This is a genomic window from Microbacterium sp. CGR1, assembly GCF_051062835.1.
Taxonomy (GTDB): domain Bacteria; phylum Actinomycetota; class Actinomycetes; order Actinomycetales; family Microbacteriaceae; genus Microbacterium.
In genome coordinates this window covers 1959138-1983157 of the sequence record NZ_JAOTPG010000001.1, presented here as the reverse complement: position 1 = coordinate 1983157, position 24020 = coordinate 1959138, and the positions used below count along the sequence as shown (strand labels likewise).

Below are 24020 nucleotides of genomic sequence, written 5' to 3'. Positions count from 1 at the left end.
TCAGGCCGGAGGCGCCGACGACTCCCTGGCGTGCATCGTCGGGCTCAGCGACACCCGATGCACCGGACGCGTGGGGTCGGCGATGCGCTTGGCGAGAAGGTCGATCGCGGCGGCGCCGACGGCTGCACGCGGAGGGCTGACCGCGCTGAGTGCGGGGGTGAACAGCTGAGCGACCTCATCGTCGTAGGCGACGACCGAGAGGTCCTCCGGCACCGAGAGTCCGCGGTTGAGTGCGATGTCGATGAACGCCATGGCCTCGGGGTCGGAGTGGATGAGCAGCCCCGTCACGCCGGCGTCGAGTGCCTTGTCGATCGCCGCGTTGACGGCGGTCGCGAAGCCCGGTCCGTTGCGGTCGGGGAACAGGCTCTCGAAGTGGTCGGCCGGTGCGAGTCCGAGCTCCTCGCACGCCGTCGCCCATCCGGTGACGATCTTGCGGCCGGTCGGCGATTCCCGCGACAGGATGAGGCCGATGCGGCGGTGGCCGAGGCTGGCGAGGTGGCGTGCGGCGAGCACGGCGCCGAGAGCGTGGTCGGTCGTGACGTTCTCGACGGGCGCGCGGTCGGGGAGCACCACGGCGTCGCGCTCGACGAAGACCGCCGGGACTCCGGACCCGTCGAGCCACTGCACGACATCCTGCGCGTGGGTCACGTCGGGGTTGGGGGCGACGATGAGGCCGCGGATGTCGTCTGCGGCGATGAGGCGCTCGAGCACCGGGCGCTCGTCCTGCAGCTCGTACGAGGCTCCGCGCAGCACCAGCCGAAGCCCGCGCTTGCGTGCCTCGGCCTCCATGCCGCGCACGACGCCGGGCCAGTAGTACGCGAGCGACGGCACCAGCACGCCGATCGCGCCGCCGGTCTGCGCGGGCGCAGGCTCGTCGCGCGCGGCCTCGGCCGGCACGGCTCCGCCGTGCACCCGCTCGAGACGCCCTTCCTCCTCGAGCTGCTGAAGGTCGCGACGCAGCGTCACGGGCGCGACCCCGAGCTCTTCGGTCAGGCGCGAGACCCGCACGATCCCGTCGCGCTCGAGGGCGGCGATGATGTGCGCATGACGCGCGGGCGCGAGCGGAGCGTGCTGCTGATCGGTCATCGGTCGTCCTCGCTGTCACCCGTCCCCGGGGTGGCGTCGTCTCTTTCTATCGTGATCCACGCGCGATCGTGCGCGCTCACGTCGAGTTCGATGCGGGTGAGTCGCTCGCCCCACACCTCGCTCAGCATCGGGTCGTCGAGCACGCGCACCGTATGGGCGGAGCGGATGCCGGCGGGCCAGCGGATCACGACGGGCGTCGCTCCGTCGAGTGGCGTGACCCGCACACCGTCATCGACCGACGACACCGTGCCGGCGACGATGAGGTTGAGCGTGGTGGGCCGATCCGACGACGGCGCATCCCACTCGTCCGACACGCGCACGATCCCGACTGCACGGTCGAGGGCGGCGCTGCGCCGCCACGTCAGTCCGTCGAGCCCGTAGGCGCCGCCGAGCTCGAGCGACAGCGACGACACGGCATCCGTCACCGAGACCTCGACGTCGGATGCGGCGAACTCCTGCCCCGGTGACTGATCGACGCTGAGGATCGTGGGCGTGTTGTGCCACGCGCTCTGCATGGTCCAGATCGAGTAGCGGTCGGGCCCGAACGTGGCCTTCGTGTACGTCGGGCGCCCGGCGTCGACGATCACTGGAACCCCGTCGGATGTCACGATGAACGAGCCGACGTCGTTGTGGTTGTGGTGCTCGGCGTTGTGCCCGCCCTTGATCACGAGGCCGAGGCCCTCGACGACGCCCGCCTGTTCGCGGGCGAGCAGCACCTGCGTCGACGGCAGCCACACGTCGCGCGGCAGGGGAGAACCGGAGGGAGCGGCGGCGAGCCAGTCGGCATCCGTCAGCTCCTGCACCAGACGCCCGAGGCCGGCGAACTCCGACGGGGCAGCGTCGCGGTGCGAGGCGGCGTGCGCTGCGGCATCCGCATCGCCGATCCGCCGGGCCGCGCGGTGCAGGGCGTGCCAGGGGAGATCCGCCGACGGTCGGGCCTGCCCGTCGGCGAGGTTGGCGTACCAGTCGCCGCCGAGGTGGCAGCGGTGCGGAAAGGCGACGGTCTCGCGCAGCCCGGCGAGGTCGGGGCGTGGGCGGTCCGTCGCGTATTCGAGCAGATCGAGCGCCTCGAGCGCGCGGCAGGCGCCGTTCCACCAGTACGAATAGCCCTCATCGATCGCGCCGTCGTCGGGCAGCGAGACGAGGTAGCGGTCGAGTCCTTCGACGACCAGGTCGACGATGTGGTCGGGGTCATCGTGCAGCTGCACCGCCGCGGTGAGGACGGATGAATGGATCCACGGATTCCAGTTGTGCACGTCGCCGTCGAGCCCCAGCCAGTGCCAGTCGCGGCGCTCGACGAAGGGACCGAAGACACGCACCTGCGCTTCATGCCGGATGCGGGAGCGGATGCCGGGGGCGCGGGCGTCGAGCTGCGTGCCGAGCACATGGTCGATCCACGCGAGCTGGGCGACGACCTCACCGGCGCCGAGGTCGAGGAAGGGATCGGTGACGGTCGCGAGCACGCTGCCGTGCCTGTCGAACGTGTCGTCGTGGGCGGGCCAGCACCACGAGCTCTGCTCACACAGCAGCTGCACCCCGTCGACGACCTCGTCGATCCACTGCACGTCGAGGGTCACGGCCGCGGCGATGACTGCGCGACTGAGGCGATGCTGGCGGGCGGAAGCCGGATTCTCCCAGGCGACGCGATCGCCGTCGCGGTGCACGCGGGCGGCCTGGCTGGCGAGCGGCTGCGGCCAGGGTGTGCCGAGATCGGCCTCTGCGCGGGCGCGCAGGTCGGCCGCATCGACGTGCGACCAGGTGGCGCGATCGTCGGCGGTCGGCGCGGGAAGCGTGTTCACGGACTCAGCATAGCTGATCGAAAATGATCGATCTAGAATTATTTGAGTCTTGTCTTGATCGAAATGCGATGATAATCTCCCAACGATCGCGAAGGGACGAACGTCCCCGCGATCCACCTCGAAGCAGTCTTCAAAGGAGAACCCTGTGACGTACGAGCGCACCGTCGCCCCGACGGCGATGAGCCCCCTCGAGGGCCAGGCATCTCCGGATGCCGAGTGGTCGCGCGACGATCTGCTCGCGTACGCCGACGGGCTGCTCGCAGCGGTCCGTCCGTGGGCCTCCGAGAACGGTGCCCGCATCACGCTCCCCGGTGCATCCGGCGGATACGACATCGACGTCGACGGCCTCGAGGGATTCGTGCGCACCTTCCTGCTCGCGGGCTTCCGGATCGCGGGTGCACGCGGCGAAGGCGTCGACGACCTCATCGACTTCTACTCGCGCGGCATCGTGGCCGGGGTCGACCCCGAAGGCCCCGACCGGTGGGTGCGGCTCGACGAGCATCCACAGGCCAAAGTCGAGGCGGCATCCATCGCGCTGATCCTCGACATGACCCGCCCCTGGATCTGGGATCGCCTCGACCAGACCACCCAGCACCGCATGATCGACTACCTCGCGCCCGTCGTGGGCGACGACAGCTACCCGAGGAACAACTGGCTGTGGTTCCGCGTCGTCGTGCAGACCTTCCTGCGCTCGGTGGGCGGCCCGTGGTCGCAGGCCGACATCGAGCAGGACCTCGCGCAGCACGACTCCTTCCTCCGCGAGGGCGGCTGGATCTCCGACGGCGACGACCGGTCGTACGACCACTACGTCGGCTGGGCGCTGCACCTCTATCCGGTGCTGTGGTCGCGGATGCAGGGTGCCACAGAGCTCGCCGGCGGTCGGACCGAGGGCGATCTCGCCCGCCTCGACACGTTCCTGCAGGACGCGATCGCCCTCGTCGGCGCCGACGGCTCGCCGCTGATCCAGGGCCGCAGCCTCGTCTACCGCTTCGCCGCGGCGGCTCCCTACTGGGCGGGCGCCATCGCCGAGGTCCCGTCTGTCCCGCTCGGGCAGCTGCGCCGCGCGGCATCCGGCATCGTCCGCCACTTCGCCGAGAACGGCGTCCCCAACGATCAGGGACTCCTCGACCTCGGGTGGCACGACGAGTGGCGTCGGCTCGCACAGAACTACTCGGGCACGGGATCCCCCTACTGGGCCTCGAAGGGCCTGCTCGGCATCGCGCTCCCCGCCGACCACCCGGTGTGGGCGGCGCCGGTCGAGCTGGTGCCGACCGAGACCGCTGACGTGCTCCGCGTCGCCGAGGCGCCGGCGTGGATCATCTCCGCGACCGCCGACGACGGCATCGTTCGCGTGATCAACCACGGAGCCGACCACGCGCGCCCCGGCGACCTCGTCGGCGACTCCCCGCTCTACGCCCGCCTCGGCTACTCGACGGCTGCGAGCCCGCTGCTGAACGGAGACGCCTGGGCAGAGCCCCTCGAGCAGTCGGTCGCACTGCTGCACGCCGACGGCCGGGCGACGCATCGCGCCGGAATGCGCGTGCAGGGCATCCGTCGTGACGGGGATGCCGCTGTCGCCGGATCCGAGGCGACCGCGCACTGGATCGCGCCGGACGCGACCCAGACCCGACACGGCTCCGGAATCACGGGAGAGGTCGAGATCGCGGGCACCGTCACCACCTGGTCGATCGTGCGCGGCGCATGGGAAGTGCGAGTCGTGCGCATCGACCGGATCGAAGCGGATGCCGCCCCCACCGCCCTGCGCATCGGCGGCTGGGCGCTCGCCGCCGATGCCGTCGACGACGCCGTCTCGCAGGCCGCCGCGACGGTGAACGCTCGTGGCCGCTTCAGCACCCTCATCGCCCTCACCGCAGGGGGAGTGCCCTCGGTCGAGAACCGGCGCGACGCGAGTCCGCTCGGCGCCACAGCCTCCGTCCCCGTCATCACTTACCCGGTGTCGACGGGTGAGTGGATCGCGACCGCGGTGCACCTGTCCGACCGCGCCGCGGCATCCGCTCCCACCGTCCGCATCGACGGCGACGACGTCGCCGTCGTGTGGCCAGATTCCTCCACCACCGAACACCGGCTCGCCTGAGTCGTATCCCGACCCGCCATCCCGACCCGTTCTCCCGCCCCGTCCGGGGCACCCGCCATTGCAAAGGAGCAGTATCCCCATGAACCGAAAGATCCTCGCCGCCGGCAGCATCGCCGCCGTCGCGGCCCTCGCCCTCGCAGGCTGCTCCGGCAGCAGCGACGCCGGTGAGAGCACCGACCCCGACGCCCCCGTCACGCTCACGCTCTCGGGCTGGAGCATCGACACCACACCTGAGTTCCAGACGCTCGCCGATGCGTTCACGAAGGACCACCCGAACGTGAAGATCGAGCTCAAGGAGTACGACGCGGCCGAGTACAACACCCTCGTCACCGCCGACCTCGCCGCAGGGTCCGGCCCCGACATCATCACGCAGAAGGAGGTCAAGTACGTCACGACCTTCCAGGAGGGAGGCCAGCTGCTCGACGTCTCGGACGTGGCGCTGCCCGACGGCATCAGCGGCGCGGACTCCTACGAGGTCGACGGTGCCGCCTACGCCGTGCCGTACCGCCAGGACTCCTGGGTGCTCTTCTACAACAAGGCCCTGTTCGCGGCGGCCGGCGTCGCCGAGCCCGACGGATCGTGGACGTGGGACGACTACGCGGATGCCGCGGAGGCGCTCACCACCGACGCTTCCAAGGGCACCTACCTGCACCGCTGGCAGTCGACCGTGCAGGGCTTCGCGAACGCGCAGACCGACACCAGCGTGCTCGACGGCGACTTCAGCAACCTGAAGGACTACTACGACAACACACTCGCGCTGCAGGATGCCGGTGATCAGGTCGACTTCAACACCTCGACCGCCAACCAGCTCACCTACCAGGGCGAGTTCGGCACGCAGAAGGCCGCGATGATGCTGATGGGCACCTGGTACACCGCGACGCTCATCGCGCAGCAGGCATCGGGCGAGGCGAACGACTTCGAGTGGGGCATCGCACCCGCGCCGCAGCTCGATGAGAAGACGACCGGCACCGACAACACCCCGGTGACGTTCGGCGACCCGACGGGCTTCGGCATCAACGCGAACATCGACTCCGCCAAGGCCGACGCCGCCAAGGAGTTCCTCGAGTTCGCCGCATCCGAGGAGGGTGCGCAGGCGCTCGCCGCCATCGGGATCACCCCGGCGCTCACGAACGACGCCGTCGTCGAGTCCTACTTCGCGGTCGAGGGTGCGCCGACGGATGATCTGTCGAAGTTCGCCTGGTCGACGCACGACGTGCTCCCCGAGAATCCCACGTCGAACAAGACGGCGACGATCCAGGGGATCCTCGCCGACCTGCACACCGCCGTCATGTCGGGATCGACATCGATCGACGACGCCATCAAGACGGCCGAGGACCGCGTGAAGAGCGAGGTCGGCTGATCCACTCGGGGGCCGGCCGCCGGTCGGCCCCCGACATCGCCCTCGCGCAGCATCCAGGAGACGAGACATGACCACCACCGAGGCCCCGAGCCGCGACGACGCGGCCCCGCCGCAGACGAAGCTGCCCCGCAGACGCTCGGCACTGCGTCGCCGCAATGCCCTGATCGGCTGGAGCTTCATCCTGCCGAACTTCATCGGATTCGGGTTCCTGACCCTGCTCCCGGTGCTGATCCTCTTCTACATGGCGTTCACGAACTGGAACGTCTTCGGCAAGGCCGACTGGGTGGGGTTCGCGAACTTCCAGCGCCTGATGGGCGACGGCAGTTTCCACATCGCGTTCTGGAACACCATCTACTACTCGGTGATGCACATCCCGCTGACGATCGTCGTCTCGCTCGGGCTCGCACTGCTGCTGAACAACAAGCTCCGCGGCGTCGCGTTCTTCCGCACCGCCGCCTTCTTCCCGTACATCACCTCGATCGTCGCGATCGCCGTGGTGTGGAACCTGCTCTTCAGCCCCGACTACGGGCCCATCAACGAGGTGCTCCGTGCGATCGGCATCTCTGAGCCTCCCGGCTGGCTCACGTCCTCGGAGTGGGCGATGCCCGCCGTCGTCATCGTCAGCACCTGGCGGGACATGGGCTACTACATGATCCTGTTCCTGGCGGGCCTGCAGACCGTGCCGCGTGAGCTGCACGAAGCCGCGCGCGTCGACGGCGCGAACGTCTGGCAGCGCTTCACGAACGTGACGATCCCGTCGCTTCGGCCCACCATGTTCTTCGTCACCGTGATGCTGACCATCAACTCCTTCAAGATCTTCGACCTGATCCTCGTCATGACCGACGGCGGCCCCGGCCAATCGACCCTGGTGCTGTCGCAGTTCATCTACAAGAAGGGCTTCGAGGAGTCGCAGTTCGGCTACGCATCCGCCGCCGCGGTCGCGCTGTTCTTCCTCTGCATCCTCGTGACCATCGGCCAGTTCCTCTGGAACAAGAAGCGGAGCGCATGATGACCGAGACACAGGTCCTCGTCACCGGGGGAACGCTGCGCAAGCTCAACGCCCCCGTCCCTGCCGGCCGCGTGCGGACCAGGGTCACGATCGGTCGCACCCTCGGCTACGTCGCGCTGATCATCGCGGCGGTCGGCCTGCTCGCACCGTTCTTCTGGATGGTCATGAGCTCGCTGAAGAACGCGAACGAGGTGTTCTCGGTGCCCGTCGTCTGGGTGCCCGAGACGTTCGTGTGGCAGAACTACATCGACATCTGGACGAAGTCGAACATGCTCGTCTGGATCCGCAACACCCTGTTCCTGGCCGTCAGCGTGACGTTCCTGCAGGTGCTCACCGGATCGTTCGCCGCCTACGGCTTCGCACGCATGAAGTTCGCCGGCCGCGACATCCTGTTCCTCGTCTACATCGGCACGATCGCGGTGCCGTGGCAGTCGTACATGATCCCGCAGTTCATCCTGCTGTCGAATCTGAAGGTGTCCAACACCCTGTGGGCGATCATCCTGCTCCAGGCGTTCGGTGCGTTCGGTGTGTTCCTCATGAAGCAGTACTACGAGACGATCCCCGAGGAGCTCAGCGAAGCCGCGCGCCTCGACGGTCTCAGCGAATACGGCATCTGGCGTCGCATCATGCTGCCGCTGTCGGTGCCCGCGATCGCGAGCCTCACCCTGCTCACGTTCGTGAACACCTGGAACGACTACCTGGGGCCGCTCATCTACCTGCGAAACCCCGACCTGTGGACGATCCAACTCGGACTCAAGAGCTTCGTCTCGAACCTCTTCGACACGAACTACGCGCTGCTGTTCGCGGGACTCACGATCTCAGTGGTCCCCATCGCGATCATCTTCCTGCTCGGGCAGAAGTACTTCGTCGAGGGCATCGCCACCAGCGGACTGAAGGGCTGACCGATGAAGCGCATCTCGCACGACGCCTGGGCCACGATCCTCGGGGTCGTCTATCTGGGACTGATGGTCAACTTCCTCGTGCTCGTGGCGGCATCGCCTCTCGTGGTGCTGCTGATCACGACCGACCCCGCGCTGTCGTGGCCGCTGCTGGCGCTCGCGGCTCCGCTCGTCGCTCCGGCACTGACCGGCGCGTTCACGGCGTTCCGCGAGTTCGGCCGCGGCGAGCCGCAGGTGGTGCGCTCGTTCCTCCGGGGGTGGAAGGCCACGGCACGCAAGGGCCTGCTGATCGGCGCGATGGCGACGGCATCCGTGGTGGTGCTCCTCGTCGACGTGCGCGCGGTCAGCGCGTCGCCGGCATCCGTCATGATCGTGCCGGTGCTCGCCCTGCTCACCGTGATCGCCGTCGCGACCGCACTGGTGGCTCTCGTCGCCCTGGCCGAAGAGCCGGGTGCGCGGATGCGCGACATCGTCAAGGCCGCGCTCTACCTGTGCGTGCGGCGCTGGTACCTCACGGCGCTGTCGCTCGTCGTGCTCGGAGTGCAGATCGGACTGTTCACCACGATGCCCGCGATCGCCGTCGGTCTGACCTGCGCTCCCGCCCTGTACGTGGCGTGGGCGAACAGTCGCTACACGCTTCGCCCCGTGCTCGACGCCGACACCGTGCGCGAGCTCGAACCCGCGGAGGTGCGCGCGTGACCGTTCGTACGGCGATGAGTCCCGAGGTGTTCGACCTGCTCTTCGATGAGGCCCGACTCACGCGGCTGCGGGCGCTGGCTCCGTCGCCGCGGTTGTCGATCGACGAGGGAGACCTCGCGGACACTGAGATCCTGCTCACATCGTGGGGGGCTCCGCGTCTCGACGCCGAGCTCCTCGACCGGATGCCGCGGCTGCGCGCCGTGGTGCATGCGGCGGGCAGTGTGCAGCAGCTGGTGTCCGACGAGCTGTGGGAGCGCGGGATCACCGTGACCTCAGCCGCCGACGCCAACGCCGTACCGGTGGCCGAGTACACGTTCGCGACGATCATCCTCGCTTTCAAGCGCGCCTTCGTGCACATGCGTTCGCCCTCGACCGTGCTCGAATGGCGCGACCTGGTCGGCTCGAGCCGGTACGGCAGCGTCGGTCGCACGGTCGGCATCGTCGGATTCTCGCGGATCGGGCGCAGGGTGGTGCGGATGCTGGGGCAGCTCGACGGCATCCGGATCCTCGTCGCCGATCCGTTCGTCTCCGCGCAGGCGGTGGCCGACGCCGGAGCGGAGCTGCTGCCTCTCGACGACATGCTCGGCCAGGTCGACGTGCTGTCGCTGCACGCGCCGGCGCTGCCCGAGACGAGGCACATGATCGGTGCGGCCGAGCTCGCAGCGCTCCACGACGGCGCCACTGTGATCAACACGGCGCGCGGATGGATCCTCGACCATGAGGCGCTGCTCGCCGAATGCGAGTCGGGCAGGCTGGATGCCGTGCTCGACGTGACCGAGCCCGATCCACTGCCGACCGACTCGCCGCTGCGCACGCTGTCGAACGTGGCCCTCACTCCGCACATCGCGGGCTCCATGGGCAACGAGGCTCGACGTCTCGCCGACTCGGCCCTCGACGACGTCGAGGCGCTGCTGCATGGCGGGGTGCCGTCGCAGGTGATCACCCGCCTCGACATGGAGCTGAGCGCGTGAGGGCGGGCGTCGCGGTGAGCCCGATCGGGTAGATCCGGAGAGCGGTTTCCGCCTGCGCTTGCGCACCGGCCCGCGGCATGGCATGCTGTCGGAAAGCGCTTACCCGCACTGAATCGCACACACGAGTTTCCCCGCAGAGCGTGCGGGATCTGAGAGAAGAGAACGGACCAGCAATGTCACAGGCGACAACCCGCGAGATCGGGATCATCATGAACGGCGTCTCCGGGCGCATGGGCTACCGCCAGCACCTCGTGCGGTCGATCCTCGCGATCCGCGACGCAGGCGGCATCGAGCTGCCCGACGGATCCCGCATCACCGTGAAGCCGCTGCTGGTCGGCCGCAACGAGGCGAAGCTCGCCGAGCTCGCCGCGAAGCACGACATCGAGGACTACACGACCGATCTCGACGCGGCGCTGGCCGACCCGAAGTGGGAGATCTACGCCGACTTCCTCGTGACCAAGGCCCGCGCATCCGCCCTCCGCAAGGCGATCGCGGCAGGCAAGGCCATCTACACCGAGAAGCCCACCGCGGAGTCGCTCGAAGAGGCTCTCGAGCTCGCGCGTCTCGCCGACGAGGCCGGCGTCAAGACAGGCGTCGTGCACGACAAGCTCTACCTGCCGGGCCTGCAGAAGCTCAAGCGCCTGATCGACTCGGGCTTCTTCGGCCGCATCCTGTCGGTGCGCGGCGAGTTCGGATACTGGGTCTTCGAGGGTGACTGGCAGCCCGCCCAGCGCCCGAGCTGGAACTACCGCACCGAAGACGGCGGCGGCATCATCGTCGACATGTTCCCGCACTGGAACTACGTGCTCGAGAACCTGTTCGGCGAGGTCAAGAGCGTCTACGCGCAGGCCGCCGTGCACATCGCCGACCGCTGGGACGAGAACGGCGAGCACTACACCGCCACCGCCGAGGACGCCGCGTACGGCATCTTCGAGATCGAGGGCGGCATCGTCGCCGAGATCAACTCCAGCTGGACGGTGCGCGTGAACCGCGACGAGCTCGTCGAGTTCCAGGTCGACGGCACCCACGGATCCGCCGTCGTCGGACTCTTCGGCGCCAAGATCCAGCCGCGCAACGCCACGCCGAAGCCCGTGTGGAACCCCGACCTCGAAGACAGCCACGACTACGACACCGACTGGCAGCAGGTGCCCACGAACGACGTCTTCATCAACGGTTTCCGTCAGCAGTGGGAGGAGTACCTGGTCTCGTTCGTCGAGGGCACGAAGTACCCCTTCGACCTGCTCTCGGGTGCCCGCGGCGTGCAGTTCGCCGAGGCGGGTCTGACCTCCAGCGCCGAGGGCCGCAAGGTCGCTCTCTCGCCGCTGACGCTGGGCTGAGCATGACCACTCTCCGACTTCTCGACGCCGCGGGCGCGGTGACGGATGCCGAGCTGCGCGAGGGCGGCGGGTACGCCCGCCCCACCTCCGCGCTGCAGAGCCGCGTCGCCTACGCCGCCGCCCACGTGGTGCCGAAGGTGCACGCGGACAACACCCCGGGGCAGCCTGCCGACATCGACTGGGACTCGACGCTCGCGTTCCGCCGCAACGTGTACTCGTGGGGTCTCGGCGTCGCCGACGCCATGGACACCGCGCAGCGCAACATGGGCCTCGACGCCGCCGCGACGCGTGAGCTCATCTCGCGCAGCGCCGAGGTCGCTCGTGAAGAGGGCGGCTCGGTCGTGGTCGGCGTCAACACCGACCACGTCGCCGAGTCGCACATCTCGCTCGACCAGGTGATCGACGCCTACAAGGAGCAACTGCACTTCACCGAGGAGCAGGGGGCGGGTCCCGTGCTCATGGCCTCGCGCCACCTCGCCCGCGTGGCGGAGAACGCCGATGACTACCGTCGCGTGTACCGCGAGGTGCTCGCATCGGCGACGGTGCCGGTCGTGCTGCACTGGCTCGGAACGGCGTTCGATCCTGAACTCGCCGGCTACTTCGGGGCGGATGACTGGCAGACGGCATCCGCGGTGCTGCTCGACGTGATCGCCGAGAACCCCGACGTGGTCGCGGGCGTGAAGATGAGCCTGCTGAACGCCGAGTCCGAGATCTCGGTGCGTGAGCGCCTTCCGCAGGGCGTACGCATGTTCACGGGAGACGACTTCAACTACGTCGGCCTGATCGGCGGCGACACCGTGGGGCAGGGCGACGGGCACTCCGACGCGCTGCTCGGCGCGTTCGCGGCGATCACTCCGGTCGCGTCTGCGGCGATCCAGGCGCTGGATGACGGGGACCCCACGCGCTACCTCGAGATCCTCGGTCCGACCGAAGAGCTCAGTCGTCAGGTGTTCGCGGCTCCGACGTTCTACTACAAGACGGGCGTCGCCTTCCTCGCGTGGCTCAACGGGCACCAGCCCGCCTTCCAGATGGTCGGCGGGCTGCACTCGGCGCGGAGCCTTCCGCACCTCAGCCGCATCGTCGAGCTGGCGAACGCCTCGCTCGCACTCGAGAACCCGGAACTCGCGCGCGAGCGCTGGCACGGGGTGCTGCGCCTGAACGGGGTGGATGCATGACCGTCGACCCTCGCCTGTCGATCAACCAGGCGACGATCAAGCACGCCGATCTCGCGACCGCGCTGCGGGTGACGGCGGATGCCGGCATCCAGGCCATCGGTCTGTGGCGCGAACCCGTGAACGAGGTCGGACTCGACGTCGCCGCACGGATGCTCGCCGACTCTGGGCTCCGCTTCACGACGCACTGCCGTGGTGGCTTCTTCACCCTCCCCGAGGGGCCGGAGCGCGTCGCCGCGCTCGACGACAACCGCCGCGCGATCGAGGAGACCGCGACGCTCGCCGCCGCGGGCGCCGAGGGATCGACCGCCGTGCTCGTGCTCGTCGCCGGGGGACTGCCCGCCGGCTCCCGCGACCTGATCGGCGCGCGTGAGCGAGTGCGCGACGCGATCGGCGTGCTGGCGACCGATGCGAAGGCGGCGGGCGTGACGCTCGCGATCGAGCCGCTGCATCCGATGTACGCGTCCGACCGCGCCGTCGTCTCGACGCTCGGCCAGGCGCTCGACATCGCCGCCGACTTCGACGCCGATGTGGTGGGCGCAGCGGTCGACACGTTCCACATCTGGTGGGATCCGCAGGTGCTCGAGCAGATCGCGCGCGCCGGTCGCGAGGACCGCATCGCGACGTACCAGGTGTGCGACTGGAAGACCCCGCTCGCCGCCGACGTGCTGCTGTCGCGGCATTACACGGGCGACGGCGTGATCGACTTCGGCTCGCTCACGCGCGCCGTGATCGAGACAGGGTACGACCGCGACATCGAGGTCGAGATCTTCAACGCCGACATCTGGGCGGATGCTCCCGAGAACGTCGTGCGGCGCACGGCCGAGACCTTCGGGGCCGCGGTCTCGCCGCATCTGCGCTGACGGGACGTGCCGGGTGGCCCCCGCGGTGGCGAGATCATGCCACCGCGGGGCTCGGTGTGCCACCCGTAGGCGGAGACACTGCGCGATGCAACCCCCGAGACGCCCGTGCCGCCCCCTTGAGAGGATGAACCCATGACGAAGATCCGCCCAGGGCTCTGCTCGGTGACCTTCCGTTCGCTCGAGACCGAGGAGGTCATCGGACTCGCAGCCGAAGCCGGGCTCGAGGTCATCGAGTGGGGTGCCGACGTGCACGTGCCGGCCGGCGACATCGAGCGGGCGGCGCAGGTCGCCACCGAGACGGAGGATGCCGGGCTGACGTCGTGCTCGTACGGGTCGTACTTCCGGGCAGGGGCCGATGAGGAGCTCACGCCCGTCCTCGACAGCGCCGAGGCGCTCGGCGTCGACCGGGTGCGCGTCTGGGCGGGGCACCTCGGATCCTCGGACGCATCGGACCAGCACTGGGCCGAGATCGTCGCCCGGCTGCGCGATGCGGCAGCGGAGGCGGAGGCGCGGAGCATCGGCCTCGCGCTCGAGTTCCACTCGGGCACGCTCGCCGACACGGCGCCCACCACGCTGCGGCTGCTCGCCGACGTCAACAGCCCGGCACTCAGCACCTACTGGCAGCCGACGGTCGCCGCGACCGTCGACACCGTGATCGGCGAATATCGCGATCTCGCCGCGCACACCACCGCCGCTCACGTCTTCTCCTGGTGGCCCACGCAGGAGCGACTGCCGCTTCGGGCGAGGGATGCGCTGTGGACGCGCTTCTTCGCCGAGGCGCTGGCGGCTTCTCGGCCGCCGCGCGACGCGCTGCTCGAGTTCGTCCCCGGCGACGACCCGGCGCTGCTGCGAGGCGAGGCCGCAGCTCTCCGCTCATACCTGTCGATCTGAGGTCCGGTGCCCGCCCTGACGCGCCGCTGCATGATGCCCCTCCGCTCCCCGGACTCGTGGTCCCCCCGCAGTATGCTCGGGGCATGAGCCAGCCGGAAAGCCCTTCCCGCGTGCGTCAGCCGCGCCACGCGCGAGGCGCCGCCCCGACCCTGCACGACGTCGCCCGTGAGGCCGGTGTCTCGCTCGCGACGGCATCCCGCGTCCTCAACGGATCCGAGCGCAAGGTCGCCGAATCCTTCCGTGAGAAGGTCGAGCAGGCCGCCGCAGAGCTCGGCTACACGGCCAATGCGTCGGCGCAGGCGACGGCCCGCGGCTCCTCTCCTGTGATCGCGCTGCTGGTCGCCGACATCGCCGACCCGTACTTCGGTCTGATCGCCGCCGGTGTGGCCCGCGGAGCCGACGAGCAGGGGCTCGTCGTCACGATCGCGATCACCGAGCGCGATCCGGCCCGCGAGGCGCGCATCGTGCGGGCTCTCAGAGGACAGCGGCCGCAGGGGCTCATCCTCGCCGCCTCCCGCACGAACGAGCCGACCGACTCCGATACCGCACGCGAGCTGGCCGAGTACGCCCGCTTCGGCGGGCGCGTCGTGACTTTCGGTGCGGGCAGCGCCGAGAACCGGCACGTCGAGATCGACAACCGCGCCGGAGCCGAGGAGCTCGGTCGGCGCATGGCGGCTCTCGGCTACCGTTCGGCCATCGCGATCGCTGCGGCCGAGGGCGTGCTGACCTCCGACGAGCGTCTCGCCGGATTCCGTGCGGGCTTCGAATCCGGCGGCGGCGCGATCGACCGCGTGCTCCGCGGCGACTTCCGCCGCGAGTCGGGCGTGCAGGCGATGAGCGCCGCGCTCGCCGACGGCGTCGAGCCGGGGACCCTCGTGTTCGGCATGAGCGACGTCGTCGCGATCGGCGCCATGGCGGCGATCCGCGACACCGGACGCGAGATCGGCACCGACATCGCGGTGTGCGGCTTCGACGATGTCCCCTCCAGCAGCGACGTGACCCCCGCGCTCACGACCGTGCGCGTGCCGCTCAGCGAGGTCGGCTACCAGGCCTTCCGCGCGACGGTCGACGCCGACTGGGAGCAGGCGGCACTGCCGCTCGAGGTGGCCGTGCGCGCGAGCACCCCCGGTATCGCCCGATGACGCGGGTGGTCCTCGCTCCCGACAGCTTCAAGGGCACGATCACCGCGGCGGATGCGGCGGCATCCCTCGCCGAGGGCTGGGCGTCGATCGATCCGACCGCGACGTTCGTGCATCGTCCGATGGCCGACGGAGGGGAGGGCACCGTCGCGGCGTTCGAGGCCGCGGTGCCCGGCGCTCGCCGTGTCCCGGTGGTCGTCGACGGCCCTGCCGGTGCCCGCATCGAGACGAGCTGGCTGCTGCTTCCGCCGACGACGGAGGCTCCCGCCGGCACCGCGGTCGTCGATCTGGCGTCGACCTCGGGCATCGAGCTGCTCGACGAGCTGCGCCCGTGGGACGCCGACACCACCGGCTTCGGCCAGGCCATCGCCGCGGCCCTCGACCACGGTGTCTCGCGTCTCGTGGTCGGCATCGGATCGAGCGCGTCGACCGATGGCGGCATCGGGATGCTGTCGGCTCTCGGCGCCCGCTTCGTCGACGTCGCGGGCGACCCGGTCGCGCGCGGTGCGCGGGGCCTCGCTGACATCGCCTCGGTGGATCTCTCCGGTCTGCGCACGGCCCCGGAGGTGCGGGTGCTCACCGACGTGACGAATCCGCTCATCGGGCCGCGTGGCGCGGCAGCGGTGTTCGGGCCGCAGAAGGGCCTCGTCGCCGGCGACATCACGCAGGTGGATGCCGCGCTCGCCCGCCTCGCCGACCTGCTCACCCTCGACGCCGCTCTGGCCGGCACCGGCGCCGCCGGAGGCACGGGCGGAGCGCTGGTCGTGTGGGGTGCGACGCTCGCACCGGGAGCAGCCGAGGTGGCAGAGCTCATCGGACTCGCGGATGCGATCGCCGAGGCCGACGTCGTCATCACGGGCGAAGGCTCGTTCGACGGTCAGTCCGGCGACGGCAAGGTGCCCTCGTTCATCGCGGGCCTCGCGGCCTCGGCGCGGGCGACGGCTCTGCTCGCCGCCGGGCGCATCACGGACGACTCGGACACGGCGCTGTTCGCGGCATCCGCCTCGCTGACCGACATCGCAGGGTCGTCGGATGCCGCACTCGCGGAACCCGCCCGCTGGCTGCGCGACGCCGGGGCGCTGCTCGCCCGGTCGGTCTGACCGAGCGAGCATCGGCGAGACTCAGCCGCCGAGCGCTGCCGACACCACGGCGCGAGCCTCGGCCTGCACCTCGGCGAGGTGCTCCGGGCCACGCAGGCTCTCGGCGTACAGCTTGTAGACGTCTTCCGTGCCCGACGGCCGCGCGGCGAACCAGGCGTGCTCGGTCTGCACCTTGAGGCCGCCGATCGCGGCACCGTTTCCGGGAGCGTGCGACAGCTTGGCCGTGATCTCCTCGCCCGCGAGGGTCGTCGCCGAGACGGCATCCGGCGCCAGCTTGCCCAGCGTCGCCTTCTGCGCCGGGGTCGCGGGCGCGTCGACACGCTGGTAGGCCGACGATCCGAAGGCCTCCTCCAGTTCGGCGTACCGCTCCGACGGCGTCTTGCCCGTCACGGCGATGATCTCGGCCGCGAGCAGGCACAGCAGGATGCCGTCCTTGTCGGTCGACCAGACGGTGCCGTCCTTGCGCAGGAACGAGGCTCCGGCCGACTCCTCGCCGCCGAAGGCCACGGATCCGTCGAGCAGCCCCGGCACGAACCACTTGAAGCCCACCGGCACTTCGAGCAGCCGGCGTCCGAGAGACTCGGCGACGCGGTCGATGATCATCGACGACACGAGGGTCTTGCCGATCGCGGCGTCGCGCGGCCACTCGGCGCGGTGCGAGAACAGGTAGTCGATCGCGACCGCGAGGTAGTGGTTCGGATTCATCAGCCCCGCATCGGGGGTGACGATGCCGTGGCGGTCGGCATCCGCGTCGTTGCCGGTCAGGACGTCGTAGTCGCCCTTCTTGGCGACGAGCGAGGCCATCGCCGAGGGCGACGACGGATCCATGCGGATCTTCTCGTCCCAGTCGAGCGTCATGAAGCGCCAGGTGGGGTCGACCTCGGGGTTCACGACGGTGAGGTCGAGGCCGTGCACCTCCTTGATGAGCGCCCAGTACTCGACCGAGGCGCCACCCAGCGGGTCGGCGCCGATGCGCACGCCGGCGTTGCGGATCGCGTCGATGTCGATGATGGTGGCGAGATCCCGCACGTAGGCGTCACGGAAGTCGTAGCCGGGCACGGCATCCCAGTCGACGTCGGCGAAGCGCTCGCGCTTCACATCGACCAGGCCACCGGCGATCAGCTCGTTGGCGCGGTCGGCGATCCAGCCCGTCGCATCCGTGTCGGCCGGTCCGCCGTGGGGAGGGTTGTACTTGAAGCCGCCGTCTCGGGGCGGGTTGTGCGACGGAGTCACGACGATGCCGTCGGCGCGGCCGGGAGCATCCGGCGCGAGGTCGCGGTTGAAGGTGAGGATGGCGTGGCTGAGCGCGGGCGTCGGCACCCACGAGTCGCGCGAGTCCACGCGCACGTCGACGCCGTTCGCGACCAGCACCTCGATGGCGCTCCGCTCGGCCGGCAGCGACAGGGCGTGGGTGTCGCGACCGAGGAAGAGGGGCCCGGTGATGCCCTGACCCGCCCGGTAGTCGACGATCGCCTGGGTGGTGGCCAGGATGTGGTTCTCGTTGAAGCTGTTCGAGAGGGAGGAGCCACGGTGCCCGCTGGTCCCGAACGCGACCCGCTCGGCGGCGACCTCCGGATTCGGGACGCGGTCGTAATAGGCGGCGATCAGTTCATCGACATCGATCAGATCGGATTCTTCGGCTGGTAGACCGGCACGGCTCGTCATGCAGACAGTCTGCCCCCATCTCGGCATCCGCGCATCTTCTTGCGTCCCACCCGTGCCCTAAGGTGAAACGCGTGACTGAACGCCGCACCTACAGCTATCTCGGCCCTGCCGGAACGTTCACCGAAGCGGCGCTCGAACAGGTCGCCGAAGCGCGAGGCCAGGACTGGCGCGCCGTGCACAACGTCGGCGAGGCGCTCGCCGACGTGCTCGAGGGCCGCAGCGATGCCGCCATGATCGCGATCGAGAACTCGGTCGAGGGCGGCGTCTCGACCACGCAGGATGCTCTGGCCACGCTGCCGGGCCTGCGGATCATCGGCGAGTACCTGGTGCCGGTCAACTTCGTGCTCGTGGCGCCCCGAGGCACCACGCTGGCCGACGTGCAGGTCATCGCGGCCCACCCCGTCGCCTACGCGCAGTGCCACAGCTGGCTCGGCGAGCATCTGCCGACCCACTCGCACGTGCCAGCGGCGAGCAACGTGGCCTCGGCAGTCGGCATGCTCGACGGCGGTCTTCCCGCGCAGGCCGCGATCGCCGCTCCCGGCGTCGTGAAGCACCTCGATGTCGACGTGCTGGCCGAGGACATCGGCGACAACGCCCAGGCCGTCACGCGCTTCGTGCTCGTGACCCGCACCACCACGGCACCGGCTCCGACCGGCGCCGACAAGACCTCGCTGATCGTCGAGCTGCCCAACGATCACCCCGGGTCCCTGCTCGAGATGCTCGAGCAGTTCTCGACCCGCGGCATCAACCTCTCGCTCATCCAGTCGCGTCCGATCGGTGACGAGCTCGGCCGCTACCGATTCGTGCTCGACGCCGACGGGCACATCGAGCACGAGCGCATGGCCGACGCCCTGCTCGGCATCCGCCGTTTCAGCCCCCGCGTGGTGTTCCTCGGTTCGTACCCGAGGGCCGACCGGCAGATCGTGCAGTACCCCGAGCGATACGCCGACGACATCTTCGTCGAGGCGCGCGACTGGCTGCGCGGCATCCTCTCGGGCGAACCCGAAGACTGACACGGCTCGCGCGGCCGCTCAGACAGCGCAGACCCGCGCTGCACCAGGGCGAGCACTTCTCGATCACTTTCTCGATCACATCGGGGCGGTCCCCGATGAGAACTTCACGAACCCGTCTCGGATGCGCGCCAGGTCTCTGCGAGCCCGGTGATCGCGGCGACCGCCCTTGCCGTGTCGTCGCGGGTTCCGCCGGCGCGACCGGCCGCGAGGCCCGCGAGGTAGGCGCTGAGTGGCGCGGCCGGGCGGGCGACGCCGTGCGCGACGTCACGGGCGAGGTCGAGGAGCAGTGCGATGTCGACCGACTCGCGATCGATGTCGAGTGCCGCGCAGACGGCGGCGGTCCAGTCGTCGAGCGCTTCGACCGGAAGTTGCTGCGTGTTGTCTGTCATGTCGTCTCCTCGTCGGATGCACTCGCGATCGCGTCGTCGCGGCGGGGCGTCGACATCATCGCGCGGGCGCGTTCCAGATCGTCCCACGTGTCGACGTCGGTCGCCAGGTCACCGGCCGGAAGTGTCGTGAGGGCGAGGCCTTCGAGCAGCGCGCGCACAGAGGCGCCGTGCCCCGAATCGGGCAGCGCGACGACGGCCCTGCGCAGCGAAGCGGTGCGATAGCGGCCGAGCAGCCACTGCACCCGTCCCGCGGCGTCGGTCAGGCAGATGCCGTCCTGGTTCTGGTTCTCGTCCGCGTTCGAGGAGAGCGGCGGATGCTGTCGCAGCACCGCGACGGCCGCCTCGGCGTTCGGCAGGTCGGCGGCGAGGACGTATACCTCCGCTGTGTCGATCAGGGCGAGTGCGGCGGCGATGCCGGCCACGGGGCCCCCGAAGGAGGGCGTCTCCCGTGTCCACACGACGTCGGCCTGCAGGGGTGAAGGCGGGCCGACCACGACGATCGGCGCGCAGCCGGCGACGGCGGCCACGGCCCGGTCGAGCAGCGTGCGTCCGTCGATGTCGAGCAGCGGCTTGGCCGCGCCGCTGAGGCGAGAGGCCCGGCCGCCCGCGAGGATGATCGCTGCGGACGGGGTCTCCGGCATCGTGCTCACGAGAGCAGCATCACGTCGACCGGGTCGCCCGCGGCGACTGCCGAGACGTCCTCGGGAACGACCGCGTAGGCGTCCGCTCGCGCCAGCCCGGCGGCGAGATGCGAACCGGACGACCCGTCCGCGGCAGCCGGGCGCACCGACCAGGCGGCCGGGTCCGAGCGGTCGAGCGTCACCGGCACGTACTGCCGTCGCCCAGCCGGGCTGCGCCAGCCGGTCGCGGCTGCGAGGCGGAGCACTGGGCGGTGCAGCGGCTCGCGCCCCTGCAGAGCGAGAAGCGCCGGCCGCACGAACGCCTCGAACGACACCGCGACGCTGGCCGGATTGCCGGGGAGGCCGAAGACCAGGGTGTCGTCGATGCGGCCGAACGCCTGCGGCCTGCCCGGCTGCATGCCCACGGCGACGAAATCGATGCGATCACGCAGCACGTTCTTGACGACTTCGTGGGCACCGGCGCTGACCCCACCCGAGGTGACCACGACGTCCGCGTGGGCCCGGGTGAGCGCGCGTGCGAGCAGCGCCTCGAACGCGGCATCCTCATCCGTCACCGTCTCGACCGAGACGATTTCGGCACCTGCCTGCGTGCACAGCGATGACAGGAGCACGGAGTTGGACTCGGGGATCTGGCCGTGCGCGAACATCCCGCCGGCGGGCGCGAGCTCGCTGCCCGTCGAGATGACGGCGACACGCGGCCGTCGTCTCACGACGATGCTCTCGACGCCGACCACCGCGAAGGCCGTCATCTGCAAGGGGCCGACGACGGTGCCGGCGGGGGAGACCTCGGCATCCGCCCGCATCTCCTCGCCCCGGCGGCGGATGTGGACTCCTTCGCGGGCAGGGGCCCTGGTGACCACGACGGGAGCGTCGATGCCCTGCAGGCCGTCTCGGGTGTGCTCGAACGGGACCACCGCGGTCGCCGTGCGCGGAACGGGAGCACCCGTCATGATCCGGACCGCATCGCCCGGGCCGAGCTCGGGCTCGGCGGTCGACCCGGCGGGCAGATCGGCGATCACTCGCAGCGCGATCGGATGCGCAGCTGATGCCGCGGCCACGTCCGGGTAGCGCACGGCGTATCCGTCCATCGCGGAGTTGTCGAACAGCGGTGCATCCACCCGGGCGTGCACCGGCGCGGCGAGGGTTCGCCCCTGGGCACGGTCGACCAGCACGGACTCGTGCGGGAGTTCGACCACGGACGCCAGCACCGTCGCGAGATGCTCGTCGACCGTCCGCATGGCGGGAGTCACGGCAAGCGGGGCGATACGCATGAAGTCAGCGTACGACGGTCGCGGGCATGACCCCGCGACCGTTGCGCCCCGCCCTCCCCGTCTGGGTCAGTGCTCGCGGAACATGGGCCAGGCGCTGCCCGGCGACATGTGCGAGTGCAGCGCGCCCTTCGCCGACGCGAGATTCGGGTACGTGCCCGTCGCCGCATCGGAGCCCGCCATGACGACGGTGTACCCCTCATCGTCGTGTCGGATGCTGCCGGCGACACCGTTCGTGCCGTACGCCACCCAGAGTGCCAGGGTCTTGGTCGTGCTCATCATCGAACCCCTTCCGTTGCTCGTGACGCTACGCCCAGGCGCACCGGAATACCAGCCCTTGACGCGGGTGTCGGCTCGCAGTCGGTCAGAGCGCCGCGGCGATGAGCTCCAGAGTCTGGGCGCGGCCGGCGGCGGAGTCTCGCGGCTCGGATTCGTAGGCACCCGCGACGGGCGACAGCATGACCTCGTCGACGCCCCACTTCGTCGCGAACGCGCGCACCTCTTCGGCGACGGATTCGCCCGTTCCGACGAACCAGCGGGAGCGGGCGGCCTCGACGACCTGGTCGGTCGCGGCATCCGGCTCGGCGGCCAGTGCCTCCTCGACCGTCTCGAGCGCGATCAGCGGCTTGTTCAGGCGCAGGCGCGACATCATGCGCAGCTGGGGGAGCGCGCGGGCCTCGGCCTCCTCCTGAGTGGGGGACGCCACGACGTTGACCGTCAGGAATGTGCGGGGCTCGGGGTGCTCCTCGCTCGGCTGGTATCCGGTGCGGTAGAGGTCGAGGGCACGCTCGAGGCCCTGCCCCGAGAAGTGGTTCGCGAAGACGTACGGCAGGCCGTGCGATGCGGCGAGCTGGGCGGAGTAGTCGCTGGATCCGAGCAGCCAGACCTCGGGGCTGCCGGTGGCAGAGGGCGTCGCGTGCACCGTGTACTCGCCACCTGACGTGAAGCGCACGGTCGCGCCCTCGCCCGAGAGGAGGGCGGCGATGTCCTGCACGTTGCGGGGGAACTGCTCGACATCGCTCGTCGTGCCCGATCCACGCAGCAGCTGTGTGATCACGGGGTCGCTGCCCGGAGCCCGGCCGAGGCCCAGGTCGATGCGGCCGGGAGCGATGGCCTCGAGGGCGGCGAACTGCTCGGCGACGATCAGCGGAGCGTGATTGGGCAGCATGACGCCGCCGGAGCCCAGACGGATCTGCGTCGTGCGCATCGCTGCTGCGGCGATCAGCACGGGGGGAGTGGTGGATGCCACGGCGGGCATGTTGTGGTGCTCGGCGAACCAGTAGCGGCGATAGCCGAGCCGGTCGGCGGTGGCCGCGAGGGACAGAGAGGCGGAGATCGCCTCGGCACTGGTCTGCCCGGTGCGAACCGGGACGAGGTCGAGGACGGAGAGCGCGGTGGAAGTCATCCCCGGATGCAACGGCGGAGGCGGGCGGGGAATTCCCGCCCGCCTCATCGTGCCCGGTGGGTCGTCACGCTGCGGCGAGGGAAGAGGATGCCGACGGCGAGAACTCCTCGGCCAGAGCGTGGCGTGCGACGTGGTAGCGGATGTGCCAGGCCGCGCTGAAGCTCTGCTCGGGAAGCCGAGCGAGCACCGCTCGATCGTCGGAGCCGAGACCGTCACGGGCTGCTTCGCGCAACAGGTCGTCGCGCGTCGCCGGGTACTCCATCCCGCGCAGGAAGCGGTCGAGTGCAGCGGAGTTGTGCATGGGTCGTCCTTTCCAGAGGAGGAAGTGGGGGCCGGGTGTGCCCCGGCCCCGTGCTGTCAGGCGGCGATCGACTGTCGGTTGTCGCTCGACTCGACCTCGATCTTGCGGGGCTTCGCCCTCTCGCTGACCGGGATGATCACCGACAGCACGCCGCTCTCGTACGAGGCGCTGATCGCGTCGAGGTCCACTCCGTCACCGAGCGAGAACTGACGGAGGAACGAGCCTGCTCCGCGTTCGCGTGCGAGCCAGCGGACGCCTTCGCGCCCGTCGGCCGTGCGCTGTGCACGGATCGTGAGCTGTCCGCCGTCGAGGTCGACGTCGATGGAGCCCGGATCGATGCCGGGAAGATCGGCGTGCAGGACGTACCTGTCGCCGTCGCGGAAGAGGTCCACCGGCATGAGACGCGGTGCGCGGACCGAGTCCAGCACGCTCGCGGCGAAGCGGTCGAGTTGACTGAACGGATCGAATGACATGGCCATGAGTGTCTCCTTTCATGTGGCCCAGGTGGGCATCGGTGGTGCAGATTATCTGCACCGTTTGCTATAGATTTTTTATAGAACAACTCCCGATAGAATGCAAGTGCCGCAAGAAGGAGGTTCCGATGGCTGATCGTGATCCGGCGATGCCGGTCTATGGCATCGCCGTCGCCGCCCAGCTCAGCGGCGTCCCCGAGGCGAGTCTGCGTCTCTTCGAGGCGAAGGGTCTCGTCACTCCTGCGCGCAGTGACGGCGGCACCCGCCGGTACAGCGACGACGACCTCGAACGGATCCGCCGCGTGACGGGTCTGCGCGTCGAGGGGATCAACATCGTCGGCATCCGCCGCGTGCTCGATCTCGAGGACGAGAACGCCGGGCTCCGCGACGAACTCGCCGACGGCGGGGACTGACCCGGAGACCCCGCACCCGCGCACCGGCGACC

24 protein-coding genes are annotated in these 24020 nt (G+C 70.0%); 14 read left to right on the top strand and 10 right to left on the bottom strand.

Annotation, left to right across the window (positions count from 1 at the left end; all coding sequences use genetic code 11):
- Both OD997_RS09885 and OD997_RS09880 read right to left on the bottom strand, forming a co-directional pair.
- Window positions 1-1086, bottom strand: coding sequence for a substrate-binding domain-containing protein (locus OD997_RS09885; RefSeq protein WP_434331407.1), 1086 nt, complete (start codon window positions 1084-1086; stop codon window positions 1-3).
- Window positions 1083-2885 carry a heparinase II/III domain-containing protein gene (locus tag OD997_RS09880; RefSeq protein ID WP_434331406.1) on the bottom strand — a complete coding sequence of 601 codons (1803 nt, stop codon included), beginning with the start codon at window positions 2883-2885 and terminating at the stop codon, window positions 1083-1085. The genes OD997_RS09885 and OD997_RS09880 overlap by 4 nt, the downstream gene beginning before the upstream one ends.
- 145 nt (window positions 2886-3030) lie before the next feature.
- Here OD997_RS09880 and OD997_RS09875 point away from each other — a divergent pair, with 145 nt between their 5' ends.
- From OD997_RS09875 to OD997_RS09820, 12 genes are all read left to right on the top strand, one after another.
- Window positions 3031-4980: a DUF2264 domain-containing protein gene (locus tag OD997_RS09875; protein WP_434331405.1), complete on the top strand. Its 1950-nt coding sequence runs from the start codon at window positions 3031-3033 to the stop codon at window positions 4978-4980.
- A gap of 79 nt (window positions 4981-5059) precedes the next feature.
- Window positions 5060-6340, top strand: a complete 1281-nt coding sequence (locus OD997_RS09870; protein WP_434331404.1) for an extracellular solute-binding protein — start codon at window positions 5060-5062, stop codon at window positions 6338-6340.
- A gap of 67 nt (window positions 6341-6407) precedes the next feature.
- Entirely contained in the window at window positions 6408-7349 is a 942-nt protein-coding gene (locus tag OD997_RS09865) for a carbohydrate ABC transporter permease (RefSeq protein WP_434331403.1), read from the top strand.
- Window positions 7346-8251, top strand: coding sequence for a carbohydrate ABC transporter permease (locus OD997_RS09860; protein ID WP_434331402.1), 906 nt, complete (start codon window positions 7346-7348; stop codon window positions 8249-8251). Before OD997_RS09865 ends, OD997_RS09860 begins: the two co-directional genes overlap by 4 nt.
- A gap of 3 nt (window positions 8252-8254) precedes the next feature.
- Window positions 8255-8947 carry a DUF624 domain-containing protein gene (locus OD997_RS09855; RefSeq protein ID WP_434331401.1) on the top strand — a complete coding sequence of 231 codons (693 nt, stop codon included), beginning with the start codon at window positions 8255-8257 and terminating at the stop codon, window positions 8945-8947.
- A complete protein-coding gene (locus OD997_RS09850; RefSeq protein WP_434331400.1) occupies window positions 8944-9918 on the top strand; it encodes a hydroxyacid dehydrogenase in 975 nt (324 codons plus the stop codon). The genes OD997_RS09855 and OD997_RS09850 overlap by 4 nt, the downstream gene beginning before the upstream one ends.
- Window positions 9919-10091: 173 nt before the next feature.
- A complete protein-coding gene (locus OD997_RS09845; RefSeq protein ID WP_434331399.1) occupies window positions 10092-11255 on the top strand; it encodes a Gfo/Idh/MocA family protein in 1164 nt (387 codons plus the stop codon).
- Between the two features lie 2 nt (window positions 11256-11257).
- On the top strand, window positions 11258-12430 hold the full coding sequence (locus OD997_RS09840; protein WP_434331398.1) for a dihydrodipicolinate synthase family protein: 1173 nt from the start codon (window positions 11258-11260) through the stop codon (window positions 12428-12430).
- Complete coding sequence (locus tag OD997_RS09835) at window positions 12427-13290, top strand: sugar phosphate isomerase/epimerase family protein (protein WP_434331397.1); 864 nt, start codon at window positions 12427-12429, stop codon at window positions 13288-13290. Before OD997_RS09840 ends, OD997_RS09835 begins: the two co-directional genes overlap by 4 nt.
- Before the next feature lie 132 nt (window positions 13291-13422).
- On the top strand, window positions 13423-14181 hold the full coding sequence (locus OD997_RS09830; protein ID WP_434331396.1) for a sugar phosphate isomerase/epimerase family protein: 759 nt from the start codon (window positions 13423-13425) through the stop codon (window positions 14179-14181).
- 83 nt (window positions 14182-14264) lie between these two features.
- The gene (locus OD997_RS09825; RefSeq protein ID WP_434331395.1) at window positions 14265-15323 is read left to right on the top strand and encodes a LacI family DNA-binding transcriptional regulator; all 1059 of its coding nucleotides are present in this window, start codon (window positions 14265-14267) and stop codon (window positions 15321-15323) included.
- A complete protein-coding gene (locus OD997_RS09820) occupies window positions 15320-16420 on the top strand; it encodes a glycerate kinase (protein WP_434331394.1) in 1101 nt (366 codons plus the stop codon). Before OD997_RS09825 ends, OD997_RS09820 begins: the two co-directional genes overlap by 4 nt.
- Window positions 16421-16441: 21 nt before the next feature.
- Here OD997_RS09820 and pgm read toward each other — a convergent pair whose 3' ends face one another.
- On the bottom strand, window positions 16442-18085 hold the full coding sequence (gene pgm, locus OD997_RS09815; protein ID WP_434331393.1) for a phosphoglucomutase (alpha-D-glucose-1,6-bisphosphate-dependent): 1644 nt from the start codon (window positions 18083-18085) through the stop codon (window positions 16442-16444).
- Between the two features lie 62 nt (window positions 18086-18147).
- Here pgm and pheA point away from each other — a divergent pair, with 62 nt between their 5' ends.
- Window positions 18148-19098, top strand: a complete 951-nt coding sequence (gene pheA, locus OD997_RS09810) for a prephenate dehydratase (protein ID WP_434331392.1) — start codon at window positions 18148-18150, stop codon at window positions 19096-19098.
- Window positions 19099-19202: 104 nt separating this feature from the next.
- Here pheA and OD997_RS09805 read toward each other — a convergent pair whose 3' ends face one another.
- From OD997_RS09805 to OD997_RS09775, 7 genes are all read right to left on the bottom strand, one after another.
- Window positions 19203-19487, bottom strand: coding sequence for a DUF6457 domain-containing protein (locus tag OD997_RS09805; protein WP_434331391.1), 285 nt, complete (start codon window positions 19485-19487; stop codon window positions 19203-19205).
- Window positions 19484-20128 (bottom strand): molybdenum cofactor guanylyltransferase, encoded by a 645-nt coding sequence (gene mobA, locus OD997_RS09800; protein WP_434332367.1) that lies wholly within the window; start codon window positions 20126-20128, stop codon window positions 19484-19486. The genes OD997_RS09805 and mobA overlap by 4 nt, the downstream gene beginning before the upstream one ends.
- A gap of 5 nt (window positions 20129-20133) precedes the next feature.
- A complete protein-coding gene (locus tag OD997_RS09795; RefSeq protein ID WP_434331390.1) occupies window positions 20134-21399 on the bottom strand; it encodes a molybdopterin molybdotransferase MoeA in 1266 nt (421 codons plus the stop codon).
- A 66-nt stretch (window positions 21400-21465) separates the two neighbouring features.
- Complete coding sequence (locus OD997_RS09790; RefSeq protein ID WP_056313719.1) at window positions 21466-21675, bottom strand: hypothetical protein; 210 nt, start codon at window positions 21673-21675, stop codon at window positions 21466-21468.
- Between the two features lie 85 nt (window positions 21676-21760).
- Window positions 21761-22801, bottom strand: a complete 1041-nt coding sequence (locus tag OD997_RS09785; protein WP_434331389.1) for an LLM class flavin-dependent oxidoreductase — start codon at window positions 22799-22801, stop codon at window positions 21761-21763.
- Between the two features lie 64 nt (window positions 22802-22865).
- Window positions 22866-23102 carry a DUF2795 domain-containing protein gene (locus tag OD997_RS09780; protein ID WP_056517528.1) on the bottom strand — a complete coding sequence of 79 codons (237 nt, stop codon included), beginning with the start codon at window positions 23100-23102 and terminating at the stop codon, window positions 22866-22868.
- A 56-nt stretch (window positions 23103-23158) separates the two neighbouring features.
- Window positions 23159-23581: an Hsp20/alpha crystallin family protein gene (locus OD997_RS09775; RefSeq protein WP_056517523.1), complete on the bottom strand. Its 423-nt coding sequence runs from the start codon at window positions 23579-23581 to the stop codon at window positions 23159-23161.
- 122 nt (window positions 23582-23703) lie between these two features.
- Here OD997_RS09775 and OD997_RS09770 point away from each other — a divergent pair, with 122 nt between their 5' ends.
- On the top strand, window positions 23704-23988 hold the full coding sequence (locus OD997_RS09770) for a MerR family transcriptional regulator (protein WP_056517520.1): 285 nt from the start codon (window positions 23704-23706) through the stop codon (window positions 23986-23988).
- Window positions 23989-24020: the final 32 nt, after the last annotated feature.

Coding starts and splice junctions, on each gene's coding strand:
- OD997_RS09770 (WP_056517520.1), top strand. CDS start 23,704: ATGGCTGATCGTGATCCGGCGATGCCGGTCTATGGCATCGCCGTCGCC.
- OD997_RS09885 (WP_434331407.1), bottom strand. CDS start 1,086: ATGACCGATCAGCAGCACGCTCCGCTCGCGCCCGCGCGTCATGCGCAC.
- mobA (WP_434332367.1), bottom strand. CDS start 20,128: ATGCCGGAGACCCCGTCCGCAGCGATCATCCTCGCGGGCGGCCGGGCC.
- OD997_RS09865 (WP_434331403.1), top strand. CDS start 6,408: ATGACCACCACCGAGGCCCCGAGCCGCGACGACGCGGCCCCGCCGCAG.
- OD997_RS09805 (WP_434331391.1), bottom strand. CDS start 19,487: ATGACAGACAACACGCAGCAACTTCCGGTCGAAGCGCTCGACGACTGG.
- OD997_RS09780 (WP_056517528.1), bottom strand. CDS start 23,102: ATGCACAACTCCGCTGCACTCGACCGCTTCCTGCGCGGGATGGAGTAC.
- OD997_RS09830 (WP_434331396.1), top strand. CDS start 13,423: ATGACGAAGATCCGCCCAGGGCTCTGCTCGGTGACCTTCCGTTCGCTC.
- OD997_RS09835 (WP_434331397.1), top strand. CDS start 12,427: ATGACCGTCGACCCTCGCCTGTCGATCAACCAGGCGACGATCAAGCAC.
- OD997_RS09775 (WP_056517523.1), bottom strand. CDS start 23,581: ATGGCCATGTCATTCGATCCGTTCAGTCAACTCGACCGCTTCGCCGCG.
- OD997_RS09870 (WP_434331404.1), top strand. CDS start 5,060: ATGAACCGAAAGATCCTCGCCGCCGGCAGCATCGCCGCCGTCGCGGCC.
- OD997_RS09855 (WP_434331401.1), top strand. CDS start 8,255: ATGAAGCGCATCTCGCACGACGCCTGGGCCACGATCCTCGGGGTCGTC.
- OD997_RS09845 (WP_434331399.1), top strand. CDS start 10,092: ATGTCACAGGCGACAACCCGCGAGATCGGGATCATCATGAACGGCGTC.
- OD997_RS09860 (WP_434331402.1), top strand. CDS start 7,346: ATGATGACCGAGACACAGGTCCTCGTCACCGGGGGAACGCTGCGCAAG.
- OD997_RS09790 (WP_056313719.1), bottom strand. CDS start 21,675: ATGAGCACGACCAAGACCCTGGCACTCTGGGTGGCGTACGGCACGAAC.
- OD997_RS09785 (WP_434331389.1), bottom strand. CDS start 22,801: ATGACTTCCACCGCGCTCTCCGTCCTCGACCTCGTCCCGGTTCGCACC.
- OD997_RS09825 (WP_434331395.1), top strand. CDS start 14,265: ATGAGCCAGCCGGAAAGCCCTTCCCGCGTGCGTCAGCCGCGCCACGCG.
- pgm (WP_434331393.1), bottom strand. CDS start 18,085: ATGACGAGCCGTGCCGGTCTACCAGCCGAAGAATCCGATCTGATCGAT.
- OD997_RS09840 (WP_434331398.1), top strand. CDS start 11,258: ATGACCACTCTCCGACTTCTCGACGCCGCGGGCGCGGTGACGGATGCC.
- OD997_RS09795 (WP_434331390.1), bottom strand. CDS start 21,399: ATGCGTATCGCCCCGCTTGCCGTGACTCCCGCCATGCGGACGGTCGAC.
- OD997_RS09820 (WP_434331394.1), top strand. CDS start 15,320: ATGACGCGGGTGGTCCTCGCTCCCGACAGCTTCAAGGGCACGATCACC.